We start from the raw sequence: 14,385 nt of genomic DNA, 5'->3' as shown, positions 1-14,385 counted from the left end.
TACGACGGCTGCGCGGCGGGCTGCACTTCGCAGCGCCCCGCTTGCACCCGCCAATCATGCCCTTCGACAAACTCGGGGCGAGCGGACGCGTTTGATGCTCAGTTCAATTATTCGAAAGGGGCTGCGCGGCGAGACGGCCTCGCAAGTTCGACGGCGGGCCGCCGCGTGATGAGCACGGAGCCCATCATCCGGGTCAGAACACGCTCAGACGAAAACGTCTATGGCGCCGCCGATGGTCGCACCCGGCGTCGGGCCGGAGGGAGCGGGAGGAAGGGCCTGCAGGAGCTGCGCCGCATTCAGCGTTTGCAGCTCCATGGCCTTCTTGAGGACAAGCACAGAGGCCTCGGCCTTGAGGGTGGTCGATGCGTTGGCGGAGGCGATCGAAGCGACGGTCGAGATGTCCATGATGCCTCCGACCGGTATCAGTCGCGGAAGTTGCCGAACTGAAGAGGAAAGTCAGTAATGTCCTTCTTCACCAGCGCAATGGCGTCCTGCAGCACGTCGCGCTTGGCGCCGGAAACGCGAACCACGTCCCCCTGGATCGCCGCCTGGACCTTCATCTTGCTGTCCTTGAGGAGCTTGACGATCTTCTTGGCCAGGTCCTGTTCGACGCCAACCCGGACCTTCACTTCCTGCTTAACCTTGTTGCCCGAGATCTTCTGCACGTCACCGTAATCCAGACAGCGCACGTCGACCTTCTTCTTGGTCATTTCGGGCAGGAGGATGGTCTTCATCTGGTCAAGCTGGAAGTCGGTGTCGCCGAACATCGTGATCAGCTTCTCACCGAGCTCAAGCTTCGCGCTGGTGCCCTTGAAGTCATGGCGCCCGGCGATCTTGCTGTTGGCGACGTCGACCGCGTTCTTCAGCGAGGGTTGGTCGACTTCGGACATGATGTCGAAAGACGGCATGTTCGGCTCCCTGCGGGACAATCAGCCGAAGTGGCAGATGTAGTGATAGGGCTCGCCGGTCACTTCGATGTCGAAACTCGAATTGCCCGGAACGTTGAAGGACTGCCCCACTCCCCAGGTCGTCCATTCTGTCTCGCCCTTCAGGCGCACGCGGCAGCTGCCCCCCACACCTTCCATGATTTCCGGAGCACCGGTGTTGAAGGTCAGTGCCGCAGGCATGATCACACCTACCGACTTGCGAGTGCCGTCGGCGAAGGTGATGGTGTGCGACACGCACTTGCCGTCAAAATAGACGTTGGCCTTGGTCGTGACGGCCACGCCGTCGATCTTCTCGGTAATGCTCATGAAACGAGGCTTCCTTATTCGATACCCATGAATTTCTGGATGAAGCTCTTGGCGATGAACCCGACAAAACCGAGGCCGAGCGCAACGAACAACCAGATCGTTCCGTAGCGCCCTGCCTTGGACTGTTTCGCGAGGTTGCCGATGATGAACAGCATGTACACGATCAGCGCGGAAACGAGGATCTTGAGCGACCAGTCCTCGAATTCCGCCACCGTCAGCCCGAATATGATCGGGTCACCCTCCATCCAGACTGCTCCTTAACCGCGCTTGTTGCGCGCGTTGGCGGCGATGCGCATGCGCAGCGCGTTGAGGCGGATGAAGCCGTGCGCATCCTTCTGGTTGTACGCACCCTGGTCGTCCTCAAACGTGGCGATCGTCGGATCGAACAGCGAATCGGTCTTCGAGTCGCGACCGGTGACGATGACGTTGCCCTTGTAGAGCTTGAGGCGGACCCAGCCGTTGACGGTCTGCTGGGTATGGTCGATGAGCGCCTGCATGGCCTGGCGCTCGGGGCTCCACCAGTAGCCGTTGTAGATCAGGCTGGCGTATCGGGCGAGGAGATCGTCCTTGAGGTGGGCGACTTCGCGGTCGAGCGTGACGGATTCGATCGCACGATGTGCACGCAGCAGGATCGTACCCCCCGGGGTTTCATAGCAGCCGCGCGACTTCATGCCGACGTAGCGGTTCTCGACCAGATCGAGGCGGCCGATGCCATGCTTGCCGCCGAGCGTGTTCAGTTCGCCGAGCAGTTCATGCGCCTTCATGCGCTTGCCGTTGATCGCGACGAGGTCACCCTTCTCGAACTCGAGGTCGACGTATTCGGCAGCGTCGGGGGCAGCCTCGGGCGACACCGTCCAGCGCCACATCGACTCTTCCGCTTCGGCTGCCGGGTTCTCGAGATGGCGACCTTCGAAGGAGATGTGCAGGAGGTTGGCGTCCATCGAGTAGGGCGAGCCGCCCTGCTTGTGCTTCATCTCGATGGGAATGCCGTGCTTCTCGGCATAGGCGAGCAGCTTCTCGCGCGACAGCAGGTCCCATTCGCGCCACGGGGCGATGACCTTCACGCCGGGCATCAGCGCGTAGTAACCGAGCTCGAAGCGGACCTGGTCGTTGCCCTTGCCGGTGGCGCCATGCGAAACGGCGTCCGCGCCGGTGGCGCGCGCGATCTCGATCTGACGCTTGGCGATCAGCGGGCGGGCGATCGAGGTACCAAGCAGGTACTCGCCTTCGTAGATGGTGTTGCAGCGGAACATCGGGAAGACGAAGTCGCGCACAAACTCTTCGCGCAGATCATCGATGAAGATGTTTTCCGGCTTGATGCCGAATTTCAGTGCCTTCTGGCGCGCGGGTTCGAGTTCCTCGCCCTGGCCGAGATCGGCCGTGAAGGTGACCACTTCGCACTTGTAGGTGTCCTGCAGCCACTTGAGGATGACTGAGGTATCGAGTCCGCCCGAATAGGCGAGGACAACTTTCTTGACGTCGCTCATGTGGATTTCCGCTCTTTTCTTGCCGCTTGACTGATGGCCGTGTCGCCACGACCGCTTTTCGTTCCGAGGTCGCCTAAACCATCACGCGCCCCGACCAAATCCTGTTCCTTCGGTTCTGCCCTGCACGCCCGGTTGGTCCCGCGTGCGCCGGGTTAACTCGCTAGCTCTCGACCTTGCCGAGCACCAGATACTCCATCAGCGCCTTCTGCACGTGCAGCCGGTTCTCCGCCTCGTCCCACACGACGGACTGGGGGCCGTCGATCACTTCGGCCGTGACCTCCTCGCCGCGGTGCGCCGGCAGGCAGTGCATGAACAACGCGCCCGGATTGGCCGCCGCCATCATGTCGGCATCGACGCACCAGTCGGCGAAGGCCTTCATGCGCGCCTCGTTCTCTGCCTCGAAGCCCATCGACGTCCACACGTCCGTGGTCACGAGGTCGGCACCGCGGCACGCCTCCATCGGGTCGTCGAACAGTTCGAAGTGCCCGCCGCCGGCAAGGCCCGCACGTGCGGGGTCGATAGCGTATCCCGGCGGCGTAGACACGCGGACCTTGAAGTCGAGGACTTCGGCCGCCTGAAGCCAGGTGTAGGACATGTTGTTGGCATCACCCACCCAAGCGACGGTCTTGCCCTGGATCGAGCCGCAATGCTCGATGAAGGTGAAGATGTCGGCGAGGATCTGGCAGGGGTGATATTCGTTGGTCAGCCCGTTGATCACCGGCACGCGCGAATTCGCCGCGAAACGATCGATGATGTCCTGCTCGAAGGTGCGAATCATCACGACATCGCTCATCCGCGAGATGACCTGCGCCGCGTCTTCGACGGGTTCGCCGCGGCCGAGCTGGGAGTCGCGCGTGTTGAGGTAGATCGCCGAACCACCGAGCTGCTGCATGCCGGCCTCGAAGGACAGGCGCGTACGGGTGCTGGCCTTTTCGAAGATCATGACCAGCGTGCGGTCGAACAGCGGATGGTACGGTTCGTAACGCTTGAATTTGTCCTTGATCCAGCGCACACGACCGAACAGGTAATCGTATTCCTCGCGCGTGAAGTCCTTGAACTGCAGATAGTGCCGCGGCTGGTTCATCGCGAGCCTCCTTATTGCCCGAGGAACTTGCGCACCAGCGGCGCGAGGGCCGAAACGAGGGTGCTGGCATCCTGCTCCGTGAACACGAGCGCAGGCAGTAGCCGGATGACCCGATCGGCGGTGACGTTGATCAGCAGGCCCGCCTCGAGCGCCTGGCGCACGAGGTCGCCGCAGGGGCGGTCGAGTTCGATGCCGATCATCAACCCGCGACCGCGGATGTCGATCACGCCGCTCACTCCGACCAACGCTTCCCGCATGCCGTTGCGGATCGCGTCACCGACGCGCACGGCGTTGTCACGCAGCGACTTGTCCTCGATCTCGGCGATCGTCGCAAGGCCCGCGGCGCAAGCAAGGGGGTTGCCGCCGAAGGTCGAACCGTGGTTGCCGGGCCCGAACAGGCCGGTCGCGTGGCCGGCGGTGACACACGCACCGATTGGCACGCCCGAACCGAGACCCTTTGCCAAGGTCATGATGTCCGGCATGACGCCCGACTGCTGGAAACCGAACCAGTGGCCAGTGCGGCCGATACCGCATTGTACTTCGTCGCAGATCAGCAGCCAGCCGCGCTCGTCGCAGATCGCGCGCAGATCGCGCTGGAACGTATCGTCGGCGATGTTGATGCCGCCTTCCCCCTGAACCATCTCGAGCATGACGGCCACAACGTTGTGGTTGTGTTCGCCCACTGCGCGGATCGCAGCGATGTCCTTGTACGGGACGCGCACGAAACCCGTCACCAGCGGCTCGAAACCGGCCTGCGTCTTGCGATTGCCCGTTGCCGAGAGCGTGGCGAGCGTGCGGCCATGGAAAGCGTTTTCCATGACGATGATCTCGGGATGGTCGATGTTCTTCTTGTGACCGTAGAAGCGCGCGAGCTTGATGGCGGCCTCATTGGCTTCGCAACCGGAATTGCAGAAGAACACTTCGTCCATGCCCGACAGGGCGGCGAGACGGTCGGCGAGCTCCTCCTGGCGCGGGATGCGATACAGGTTGGAGGTGTGGAGCACGCTCGCGGCCTGCTCCGCGATGGCACGCACCAGTCGCGGGTGGTTGTGGCCCAAGGTGGACACGGCAATGCCCGAGAGCGCGTCCAGATAGCGCTTGCCGGTCTCATCGAAGAGCCAGACGCCCTCCCCATGCGTGAAAGCAACGGGCAATCTGGCGTAGGTGTTCATGAGATGCGACATGGGGGACCCCGTTCAGGATGTAGCAAAAACGCGCACGGCGGCACATGCCGCCGTGAAAGGATTGAAGGATGATGTTAAGCGAAAACCGCGGGCGTTGTATAGGTTCGGGATCGGGCAAGGCAGGCGACGGGAGGCCGCGACCGCCACGCGCAGCCCCTGCGGCACGACACGCGGGAACCCCCTTCGTGCCATGCGCACCGCCCCGCCCGACGGCGTCCGCATCCCGGAATGATCTGTCGCATTGCGGGATAACGCAGGGGTTTTCTGCTAGAATCCGCCCCGTCTTTCGCGGTGCCAGCAGTCCCGGCTCCCAGCCGGCGCACCGTCCTCCGGAAATTCCCGCAGCCGCCGAGCCTCACCCTATGATCCAATCGATCGAAAGCTTCGTCATTATCGGTGTCACGCGCGAAGGGAAAACCTTCCGCCCGAGTGACTGGGCAGATCGGTTGTGCGGAATCATGTCGGCCTTCGGCGCCGACAACCGGATGATGTATTCCCCCTACGTTCGACCGGGATGCACGCTCAAGGGCCACAAGGCCGTACTGGTGGATGCCCGACTTTATGACATCGAGCCGCTGGCATACAAATTCCTGATCAATTTTGCGAAAGACAATGATCTGGTGGTCGACAGCATCGACGACGAACACATGAAAATTTGAGCGACGCACCGAAGCGCAGCTCCGCAACGGCAGCAGCAGAAAGGAAAACGGCGACCGAGGTCGCCGTTTTCGTTATCCCGCGATCGCGAGGATCAGGCGGCCATCGCCTTGATCGCTGCGGACAGGCGGCTCTTGTGGCGGGCAGCCTTGTTCTTGTGAATGATCCTCTTGTCGGCGATGCTGTCGATGGTGCTCATCGAGGTGCGGAACACCGCTTGGGCAGCAGCCTTGTCGCCACCGACGACGGCCTTTTGCACAGCCTTGATCGCGGTACGCAGACGAGAACGGAGGCTGCCATTGTGAGCGCGGGCCACGACCGCCTGACGGGCGCGCTTGCGGGCTTGTGCCGAGTTGGCCATATCTATGTTCTTCCGTTGAGTGGTTCTTGAAAACGCGCGAGTTTAACCATTCGGCTGGCAAGGCGCAAGTGCACCGCCGGGCAACAGCCGCTATCATCGCGTCTTTTGCCACGCCATCCACCGATGAACCTGTTGCGCGCCCTTGCCACCGTCAGCAGCATGACCCTGTTGTCGCGGATCCTCGGCTTCGTCCGGGACTTCGTGATCGCGCGCACCTTCGGCGCGGGCATGGCGACCGACGCCTTCTTCGTTGCGTTCCGCCTGCCCAACCTGCTGCGACGCATGTTCGCGGAAGGTGCGTTCTCGCAGGCCTTCGTTCCCATTCTCGCTGAATACAAGAACCGTCAGGGGCCAGAGGAGACGCACAAGCTGGTGAGCCGCGTCGCCACGGCCCTCGCACTGGCCGTGACCGCGGTGACCGCCATCGGCATCGTCGCCGCACCGCTGATCATCTGGGCGTCCGCGCCGGGCTTCGCGGACGAACCGAGCAAGTTCGCGCTCACGGTCGAACTGACTCGCATCACCTTCCCCTACATTCTCTTCATGGCTCTGGTGGCGCTTGCCGGCGGCGTGCTGAACAGCTGGAGCCGCTTCGCCATTCCGGCGTTCACGCCGGTACTGCTGAACCTCGCCTTCATCGGCATGGCGCTGTTCGCCGCCCCCTGGTTCGACCCGCCGGTCCTCGCATTGGCGTGGGCGGTCTTCATCGGCGGCATCCTGCAACTGGCGCTGCAACTACGCCCGCTCGCGCGCATCGGCCTGCTGCCACGCTTCGACCTGAATCTGTCCGATCCGGGTGTGCGACGCATCGCAAAACTGATGCTGCCCGCGATGCTGGGGGTGTCGGTGAGCCAGGTGTCGCTCATCATCAACACCATCTTCGCATCCTTCCTCGAGAGCGGCAGCGTGTCGTGGCTCTACTACGCCGATCGGCTGATGGAGTTCCCGGCAGGCCTGCTCGGCGCCGCACTGGGGACGATCCTGCTGCCCAGCCTGTCGAAGCTGCACGCGGACGAGCAGCCGGAAGCATTCTCGTCGCTGCTCGATTGGGGGCTGCGCCTGACGCTGATGCTCACGCTACCGGCTGCGCTCGCGCTGGCGCTGCTGGCCGTGCCGCTGCTGTCGACGCTGTTCCAGCACGGAGCCTTCACGGCGACGGATGTGCAGCAGACACGCCTCGCACTGGTCGCCTACAGCGTCGGGCTGAGCGGCCTGATCCTGGTGAAGATCCTCGCGCCCGGGTTCTACGCGCGACAGGACATCCGCACACCCGTGAAGATCGCGCTGATCACGCTGGTCGCGACGCAATTGATGAACCTCGCGTTCATCGTGCCGCTCAAGCATGCCGGCCTCGCGCTGTCGATCGGGCTCGCCTCGCTGCTGAATGCGGCGCTGCTGTTTCGCGGCCTGCGCCGGCGCGAGGTCTATCGGCCGCAACCACGCTGGGGCGTTTTCGCGCTGCGCCTGTTGGCCGCACTCGGAGTGCTGGGGGTCGCGCTTTGGTTCGGCATGGGCGACGAGCAGTGGTGGTATGTGCAGGATGCGATCACACGCGTGCTGCGCCTGTCAGCGGTCGTGCTGGGCGGAATCGGGGCGTATTTCCTCACCCTGTTCGCTCTGGGAGTCCGCCTGCGAGACTTCCGGCGCCGCGCGGCCTGACCGGCCGGCGCGGACGCGCCGCGCCGCAGTGCAGCGTTACGGAAGGATTCGGCGGCACTAGAATGCGACGAATGATTCTCCCGATCGACATGTATGGAGTTCCCTGGCATGAAACTCAGCAGCCAAAGCTTCGCCGACGGCGCGCGCATCCCCGGCGAATTCTCGTTCTGCATTCCGGCCGCCGAAGGCCACGTCTGCCTCGGCAGCAATCGCAACCCGCACCTGACTTGGAGCGGGGTGCCGGCAGGAACGCGTTCCTTCGTGCTGATCTGTCATGACCCGGATGTACCGAGCAGCGGCGACGACGTCAACCAGGAAGGTCGTGTGGTGCCGACGAGCCTGCCGCGCGTGGATTTCTTCCACTGGGTCGTCATCGACCTGCCGGCGGACCTACGGGAAATAGCGGCCGGCAGCTTTTCGGACGGCGTGACGCCGGGCGGAAAGAACGGGCCGGCAGGACCGCTCGGCTCGCGCCAGGGCATCAACGATTACACGGCCTGGTTTGCCGGGGATGAGACGATGCGCGGGGACTACCACGGCTACGACGGCCCCTGCCCGCCGTGGAACGACGAGCTAGTGCACCGCTACATGTTCACGCTGTATGCGCTGGACAAGGAATGCTGCAACCTCGACGGAACGTTCGGCGGGGCCCAGGTGCGCAACGCGATCGCGGGCCACGTGCTGGCCGAGGCGAAGCTCACCGGCACCTACACCCTGAATCCGTCGCTCTCGGGCTGAGCTTTCCGCAGAACAGGGTTCGCGCGAACCCCGTTCGGACGACTCAGAATCCGGCGGCAGTGCCTTCGCGGCGCGGGTCGGCAGCGCCGACCCATTCCCTGCCCCGCCTGACGACCACACCCAACCCGCTGGTCAGGTCGCGCAGGACGGTTTCGTGACCGAAGGCGGCCAGGCCGTCGGCCAGCGGACGCACGTCGGCACGATCCTCGATCTCGGTGGGGCCATTGCGGCTGCCGACATGAGGACGGGCGAGCACGGCGTCGGGCGGCATGTTCCAGTCGAGCAGGCCGACGAGGTTTTCCGCGACATAGTTGATGATCTGGCTGCCGCCCGGGGAGCCCGTCACCGCATGGAGTTTTCCACCCGCATCGAACACCAGGGTCGGCGACATCGAACTGCGCGGGCGCTTGCCGGGGCCGACACGATTCGGGTGCGGTCCGCGTTCGTCGGCCGGGGTGAAGGAGAAGTCGGTCAGCTGGTTGTTGAGCAGAAAACCGCGCACCACGCGCCGGCTGCCGAAGGCATCCTCGATCGAGGCGGTCATGGACACGGCATTGCCGGCCGGATCGACAATCGATACGTGGGAGGTCGCGGGCTGCTCGGCGTTCACTGCGCGCGGCGCTGGCGCGGCAGCGGGCGTGCCGGGACGAGCCCGATCGAGGCTGTCGTCGAGCCGGATCAGCTCGGCGCGCGCGGCGAGATAATCCCTCGCGAGCAGCCTTGAGGGGGCAAGCGGCATCGCCACGGGATCGCCATACCACGCGTCGCGATCGGCGAACGCGAGCCGCCCCGCCTCGCTGAACAGGTGAGCCGCGAACGCCGAGTCGGGCGGGATGTCGGCGAGCCGGAAGCGTTCGAGCATGCCGAGCATCGCCAGCACGGTGGCCGCGCCCGAGCTGGGCGGAGGCATGCCGCAGACACGGTAGGCGCGATACGGCCCGCACAAGGGGGCGCGCTCGACCGCACGGTAGCCGGAGAGATCCTCGAGCGAGAGCGCCCCCGGGTTGGGATCGGCCGCGACCGCAACAACGATGTCACGCGCGATCGACCCGGCGTAGAACGCGTCGGCGCCCTGTTCCGCCACCGCAGCCAGGACCTCGGCCAGTTGGGGATTGCGTAGTATCGCCCCCTCCGCCAGCGGTCGCCCGTCGGCATCGAAGAAGAGTTGGCGCGCAGATGGATCGCGATTCAGGAAGCGGTCCTGCGCGATCAATTTGTGCAGGCGTGGCGACACCGGAAATCCATCGGTGGCGAGGCGGATCGCAGGCTGGAACAGGCTCGACCAAGGCAGCCGGCCGTGCCGCGCATGGACTGCGGCAAACATGCGCAGCAGCCCCGGAACGCCAACCGAGCGCCCGCCCACGACGGCGTCGTAGAAGGCCATCTTGTCGCCTTGCGGGGTGAGAAAGAGATGTTCATCCACGCCACCCGGGGCAGTCTCGCGCCCGTCCCAGGCGCTCGTCCTGCCCTTCTGCGCGTCGTGATGGACGAGGAATCCGCCGCCTCCGATGCCGGAGGACTGCGGCTCGACGACGTTGAGCACCAGCGCGGCGGCAATCGCGGCATCGACCGCGCTACCGCCTGCGCGCAATACCCCCACGGCGGCATCGGTCGCGTGCGGGTTCGCGGTGACGACCATCGCCCGCGACGCAACGACGGCCGGTTTCCTGCTGAACCCCGTCGCCGCTTCAGGTTGTCCAGGCACTTGCCCGAAGGCCGGCCGGGCTGCGGGCAGCGCCGCCAGCCCGAGAATCACGATTGCGGCGAGCAGGGTCCGCGATGCATTCATATCCCCTCCCGAATTTCACGTGACTGCAGATTGGTGTGCGGAAACGATACGCGCGTCCCAGGGATGCCGGATCGCGCGCGGTGTATCGGGACGTTTCAGGGGACGTAGACAGCGAGTCGGCGTGCAACCGGAGCGAAACGTGGGCGACGGTAGTCCGGCACGCCCGCGACGTATGCGGGATAGACCTCGCCCTCGATGAGCGGGCGAAGGTAGCACCTTGCTGCATCGGTGACGTGGAGGCCGTCACCACGGATGAACCGGGCCGGCACCCGGCGCTCGAGGTTGGCGACCGCAGCCACGTCCTGGAACGCGATATCCCACTGGTAAGGGGTGTCGGAGAGTCGTCGGATCGCCGGCATGGCGCAGTCGCGCCCGGCGATGGCGGCTTCGACAGCCGCGCGACCGACAGCGCTGGACTGGGCGTGATCGACGGCAGACACGAGGTGCCCCGCGGCACGCTGCAGGTAATCGGGAATGGCCCAGTGGTGCTTGTAGCCGAGACGCGCGTGGATCAGCCGCGCGAGGCACTGACCCGCTCCACCGAGCTGCACGTGCCCCTTGCGATCGTGATCCTGCTCCATGACGAGCGTGCCGTCGGCACGACGGATCCCCTCCGACACCGTCACGGCGCAATAACCGAGTCGCTTCACCGTGGCGTCGACAGCGGCCAGGAAGGCGTCTTCGTCGAAAGGCACTTCAGGCATCAGGATGATGTGCGGCGGATCGTCCTCCGTGCGCGCGGCGAGCGCGCTCGCCGCGGCGATCCAGCCGGCGTTGCGCCCCATCACCTCGAGCACGAAAACGCGCCCGGCGCTGCTGGCCATCGACGCGATGTCGAGGCCGGCTTCCAGCATGGCCACCGCTGCATACTTCGCGGCGGAACCGAAGCCGGGCGAACAGTCGGTGCCTTCGAGATCGTTGTCGACCGTCTTCGGCACGCCCACGCACACCAGCGGGTAGCCACGCACACGGGCGGCAGCCGAGATCTTGGCGACGGTATCCATCGAGCCGTTGCCGCCGTTGTAGAGGAAATAACCGATGCCATGCGCCGCGAAGACCGCGAACAGGCGGTCGTACTGGGCGGGGTTCCGGTCGGGCGGATCAAGATCGAAGCGGCAGGAGCCAAAGGCGCCGCCCGGCATGTGCGAAAGCGCGTCGAGATCGCCGGCACCCAGCGTCGTCGTGTCGATCAGATCCTCGCCGAGGGCGCCGAGAATGCCGTGGCGGGCGGCAAGCACGGTGCCGATGGCGTCGCCGCGTTCGCGCGCAGCGGCAATCACCGCCGCCGCGGTGGCGTTGATGACCGCGGTTACGCCCCCCGACTGCGCATAGAGTAGATTTGTCCTGGCCATCGCGCTCTCGTGTGATGCCAAAGAAAACGCGGCGAGAAACGGGATGGCTCCCGCCGCTCGCCGCGCCTGTATCCGAGACGTCCGCTTATTTCAGCGCTTCGAACGCGCTCGCGGTGATCGCTTCGACCGCACCGAGACCGGAGATCTTGCGGACCTTCGGGGCGGTAGCCGCACCCGAGGCTGCCCACTTCGAATAGTACTCGACCAGCGGCTTGGTCTGGGCGTGATAGACCTCGAGGCGCTTCTTCACGGTTTCCTCGCGGTCGTCGTCGCGCTGGATGAGATCCTCGCCGGTCACGTCGTCCTTGCCCGCAACCTTGGGCGGGTTGAACTTGACGTGGTAGGTGCGGCCCGAGGCGACGTGCACACGGCGCCCACTCATGCGCTCGACAATCTCGCTGTCGGGAACGTCGATCTCGAGGACGAAGTCGATCGGCACGCCGGCCTCCTTCATCGCATCAGCCTGCGGAATCGTGCGCGGGAAGCCGTCGAACATGTAACCGGACTTGCAGTCGTCCTGCTGCAGGCGATCCTTCACCAGGCCGATGATGATGTCGTCGGAAACCAGTCCGCCCGCATCCATCACCTTCTTGGCTTCGATACCCAGCGGGGTGCCGGCCTTGACCGCGGCGCGCAGCATGTCACCGGTGGAAATCTGCGGAATGCCGAACTTTTCCTTGATGAAGTTCGCCTGAGTACCCTTGCCTGCGCCCGGGGGCCCCAACAGAATCAAACGCATGAATCCTCTCCTCCCTGTCATGCCGCGCCAGTCCGGCCGCATGGTTCCCAAAAAATGAAGCTCGAAACTTACTCGACTCGCCCCGCGCGGTCAAACACCGCCCGGACGCGCTCAAGGTCTTCGGGCGTATCGACGCCCGCCGCCGGCGCGCGTTCGACGGAAAGTACCCGAATGCGGTAACCGTGCCACAGCGCCCGCAACTGCTCGAGCGCCTCCCAGTTTTCCAGCGGCGATGGCGCCAGCCCTGCATAGCGGCGCAGGAAGTCGACGCGATAAGCGTAGATGCCGATGTGGCGCTGTACCGGAAGGCCCGCAGGGATCGCCTCACGAGATCTGGCGAAATCGTCACGCGCCCAAGGGATCGGGGCGCGCGAGAAATACAGCGCACGATCGTGCGCGTCGCACACGACCTTGACGACGTTCGGATTGAAGAATTCGGCAGCGTCGTGCAGCGGATGCGCGGCCGTCGCGATCGCTGCGTCGGGCGAATCGGCGAGGGCCCGTGCGACATCGACGATCAGGACGGGGTCGATCAGGGGTTCGTCACCCTGCACATTGACGACGATCTGGTCATCGCTCCAGCCGCGGGCGGCAACGACCTCGGCGAGACGGTCGGTGCCGCTGGGATGATCGGCGCACGTCATCAGCACGTCACCGCCGGCCGACCGCACGGCGTCGACGACACGTTCATCGTCGGTCGCGACCCACGCGGACAGCGGCCCGGCCTTGCGTGCCTGGTCGAGCACGCGCACCACCATCGGCTTGCCCCCGATGTCCGCGAGCGGCTTGCCCGGCAGGCGCGTCGAGGCGTAGCGTGCCGGAATGACGACGTGGAAGCCGGCCATGCTCAGCGGCGCAGGGCGTCGACTTCTTCGGCCGGCAGCTGGCGCGCCTCTTCCTCGAGCATCACCGGAATGCCGTCGCGGATCGGGAACGCGAGGCGGTCAGCCTTGCAGACGAGTTCCTGCTTGTCCTTGACGAAGTCGAGGGGACCCTTGCAGACGGGGCACACGAGGATTTCAAGCAGTCTGGCGTCCATGCGACAGTTTCTCCAGGATATGTTCGGCGGCGCCCGCCGGGATCTGTGCCCTGACCGGGAATTCCCAAGTGTCGGCAGGCGCGAAAGCCGAGCATTTTACCGCATCCTTGCTGGTCAGGACTTTCGCCTCGCCCGGTGCGAACGCCAGGTCGGCTGGGGTGAATGGGTGGTGATCCGGGAAGGGATGGGGCACGACATCGAGTCCCATCGCGCGCAACTGATCGAAAAATCGCTCCGGGCGACCTATGCCGGCGACCGCATGCACGCGGCGCCCCGTGAATGCGTCGGGCTGGCACCAAGACGTCGCATCCCGCAGGGAGATGAAGGCATCGCCTTCGAGCCTCATCGGGAACACCGGCGTACCGCCGATTGCCTGCCTGACTTCTGCCGAAAGGGCGCCATGGGCAATCACCACATCGACTTCGCGCAGCCGGCTCACCGGTTCGCGCAGCGGGCCGGCGGGCAGCAGCCAGCGGTTGCCGAGCGTGCGCTCGTCCACGACCGCGAGCTCGACGTCGCGAGCAAGGCGGTAATGCTGCAAGCCGTCGTCGGACACAATGACGTCGCACTCGGGATGCCGGGCCAGAAGCGCTCTTGCCGCGGCCGGGCGGTCCGCACCGACGGCAACCGGGCAAGCGGTCAGGCGCGCGAGGAGTACGGGTTCGTCGCCGTACAGGGAAGTATCGCCGTCGGCGGGAACCAGGGCGACGCCGTCGAATTGGCCGCCATAGCCGCGACTGACGACTCCGGGCACCCACCCCGCCGCGCGCAGCTCGCGCACGAGCCAATCCACGACCGGCGTCTTGCCACTGCCGCCGACAGCAATGTTGCCGACGATGATGACCGGAACCGGGAGGCGCTCGACACGCCGCAGGTCACTGCGATAGCGGCGACGACGCGTCGCGGCAAGGGCGCCGAACAGCGCCGACAAGGGGCGCAGCAGGTGCGCGACGAGCGAGCGGCGTTGCCACCACTCCGGGCTGCTGCGCGCCATGGATCAGGTGTACGGCCTCGGCGGCCGGGTCGCCGACACCGCCCCGGCG

17 protein-coding genes are annotated in these 14,385 nt (G+C 65.2%); 3 read left to right on the top strand and 14 right to left on the bottom strand.

Annotated features, from left to right (window positions below):
• Positions 1 to 204 precede the first annotated feature (204 nt).
• The 7 genes from ToN1_RS17870 to ToN1_RS17840 all read right to left on the bottom strand — a co-directional run bounded on the left by ToN1_RS17870 (position 205) and on the right by ToN1_RS17840 (position 5,008).
• Positions 205 to 405 (bottom strand): YjfB family protein, encoded by a 201-nt coding sequence (locus ToN1_RS17870; protein WP_169206301.1) that lies wholly within the window; start codon positions 403 to 405, stop codon positions 205 to 207.
• Between the two features lie 17 nt (positions 406 to 422).
• Positions 423 to 908 carry a YajQ family cyclic di-GMP-binding protein gene (locus tag ToN1_RS17865; RefSeq protein WP_169206300.1) on the bottom strand — a complete coding sequence of 162 codons (486 nt, stop codon included), beginning with the start codon at positions 906 to 908 and terminating at the stop codon, positions 423 to 425.
• 21 nt (positions 909 to 929) lie between these two features.
• On the bottom strand, positions 930 to 1,253 hold the full coding sequence (gene ppnP, locus ToN1_RS17860) for a pyrimidine/purine nucleoside phosphorylase (protein ID WP_169206299.1): 324 nt from the start codon (positions 1,251 to 1,253) through the stop codon (positions 930 to 932).
• Between the two features lie 14 nt (positions 1,254 to 1,267).
• Positions 1,268 to 1,498, bottom strand: a complete 231-nt coding sequence (locus ToN1_RS17855) for a DUF2788 domain-containing protein (RefSeq protein ID WP_169206298.1) — start codon at positions 1,496 to 1,498, stop codon at positions 1,268 to 1,270.
• A 12-nt stretch (positions 1,499 to 1,510) separates the two neighbouring features.
• The gene (locus ToN1_RS17850) at positions 1,511 to 2,740 is read right to left on the bottom strand and encodes an argininosuccinate synthase (protein ID WP_169206297.1); all 1,230 of its coding nucleotides are present in this window, start codon (positions 2,738 to 2,740) and stop codon (positions 1,511 to 1,513) included.
• Between the two features lie 160 nt (positions 2,741 to 2,900).
• Complete coding sequence (gene argF / locus ToN1_RS17845; protein WP_169206296.1) at positions 2,901 to 3,824, bottom strand: ornithine carbamoyltransferase; 924 nt, start codon at positions 3,822 to 3,824, stop codon at positions 2,901 to 2,903.
• 11 nt (positions 3,825 to 3,835) lie between these two features.
• Positions 3,836 to 5,008 carry an aspartate aminotransferase family protein gene (locus ToN1_RS17840; protein ID WP_169206295.1) on the bottom strand — a complete coding sequence of 391 codons (1,173 nt, stop codon included), beginning with the start codon at positions 5,006 to 5,008 and terminating at the stop codon, positions 3,836 to 3,838.
• A gap of 362 nt (positions 5,009 to 5,370) precedes the next feature.
• On the opposite strand from ToN1_RS17840, the gene ToN1_RS17835 reads away from it, so the two are divergent.
• Positions 5,371 to 5,667 (top strand): DUF3579 domain-containing protein, encoded by a 297-nt coding sequence (locus tag ToN1_RS17835; protein ID WP_169206294.1) that lies wholly within the window; start codon positions 5,371 to 5,373, stop codon positions 5,665 to 5,667.
• Between the two features lie 92 nt (positions 5,668 to 5,759).
• On the opposite strand, the gene rpsT is transcribed toward ToN1_RS17835, so the two are convergent.
• Positions 5,760 to 6,026 carry a 30S ribosomal protein S20 gene (gene rpsT, locus ToN1_RS17830; protein ID WP_169206293.1) on the bottom strand — a complete coding sequence of 89 codons (267 nt, stop codon included), beginning with the start codon at positions 6,024 to 6,026 and terminating at the stop codon, positions 5,760 to 5,762.
• Positions 6,027 to 6,149: 123 nt separating this feature from the next.
• On the opposite strand from rpsT, the gene murJ reads away from it, so the two are divergent.
• Positions 6,150 to 7,685 (top strand): murein biosynthesis integral membrane protein MurJ, encoded by a 1,536-nt coding sequence (gene murJ, locus ToN1_RS17825; RefSeq protein WP_169206292.1) that lies wholly within the window; start codon positions 6,150 to 6,152, stop codon positions 7,683 to 7,685.
• Positions 7,686 to 7,793: 108 nt separating this feature from the next.
• Positions 7,794 to 8,423, top strand: coding sequence for a YbhB/YbcL family Raf kinase inhibitor-like protein (locus tag ToN1_RS17820; protein WP_169206291.1), 630 nt, complete (start codon positions 7,794 to 7,796; stop codon positions 8,421 to 8,423).
• A gap of 43 nt (positions 8,424 to 8,466) precedes the next feature.
• On the opposite strand, the gene ggt is transcribed toward ToN1_RS17820, so the two are convergent.
• The 6 genes from ggt to lpxK form a co-directional block, all read right to left on the bottom strand.
• Entirely contained in the window at positions 8,467 to 10,212 is a 1,746-nt protein-coding gene (gene ggt, locus ToN1_RS17815; protein WP_169206290.1) for a gamma-glutamyltransferase, read from the bottom strand.
• A gap of 95 nt (positions 10,213 to 10,307) precedes the next feature.
• Positions 10,308 to 11,564: a 6-phosphofructokinase gene (locus tag ToN1_RS17810; RefSeq protein WP_169206289.1), complete on the bottom strand. Its 1,257-nt coding sequence runs from the start codon at positions 11,562 to 11,564 to the stop codon at positions 10,308 to 10,310.
• A gap of 85 nt (positions 11,565 to 11,649) precedes the next feature.
• Positions 11,650 to 12,303, bottom strand: coding sequence for an adenylate kinase (gene adk, locus ToN1_RS17805; protein WP_169206288.1), 654 nt, complete (start codon positions 12,301 to 12,303; stop codon positions 11,650 to 11,652).
• Positions 12,304 to 12,371: 68 nt separating this feature from the next.
• Entirely contained in the window at positions 12,372 to 13,148 is a 777-nt protein-coding gene (kdsB, locus tag ToN1_RS17800) for a 3-deoxy-manno-octulosonate cytidylyltransferase (RefSeq protein ID WP_169206287.1), read from the bottom strand.
• A gap of 2 nt (positions 13,149 to 13,150) precedes the next feature.
• A complete protein-coding gene (locus ToN1_RS17795; RefSeq protein WP_018991185.1) occupies positions 13,151 to 13,342 on the bottom strand; it encodes a Trm112 family protein in 192 nt (63 codons plus the stop codon).
• Complete coding sequence (lpxK, locus tag ToN1_RS17790; protein ID WP_169206286.1) at positions 13,323 to 14,336, bottom strand: tetraacyldisaccharide 4'-kinase; 1,014 nt, start codon at positions 14,334 to 14,336, stop codon at positions 13,323 to 13,325. Before lpxK ends, ToN1_RS17795 begins: the two co-directional genes overlap by 20 nt.
• Positions 14,337 to 14,385: the final 49 nt, after the last annotated feature.

It is taken from the genome of Aromatoleum petrolei, from assembly GCF_017894385.1.
Taxonomy (GTDB): Bacteria; Pseudomonadota; Gammaproteobacteria; order Burkholderiales; family Rhodocyclaceae; genus Aromatoleum; species Aromatoleum petrolei.
Note: the sequence above shows the minus strand (reverse complement) of the source record. Positions and strands in the feature narration are given on the sequence as shown.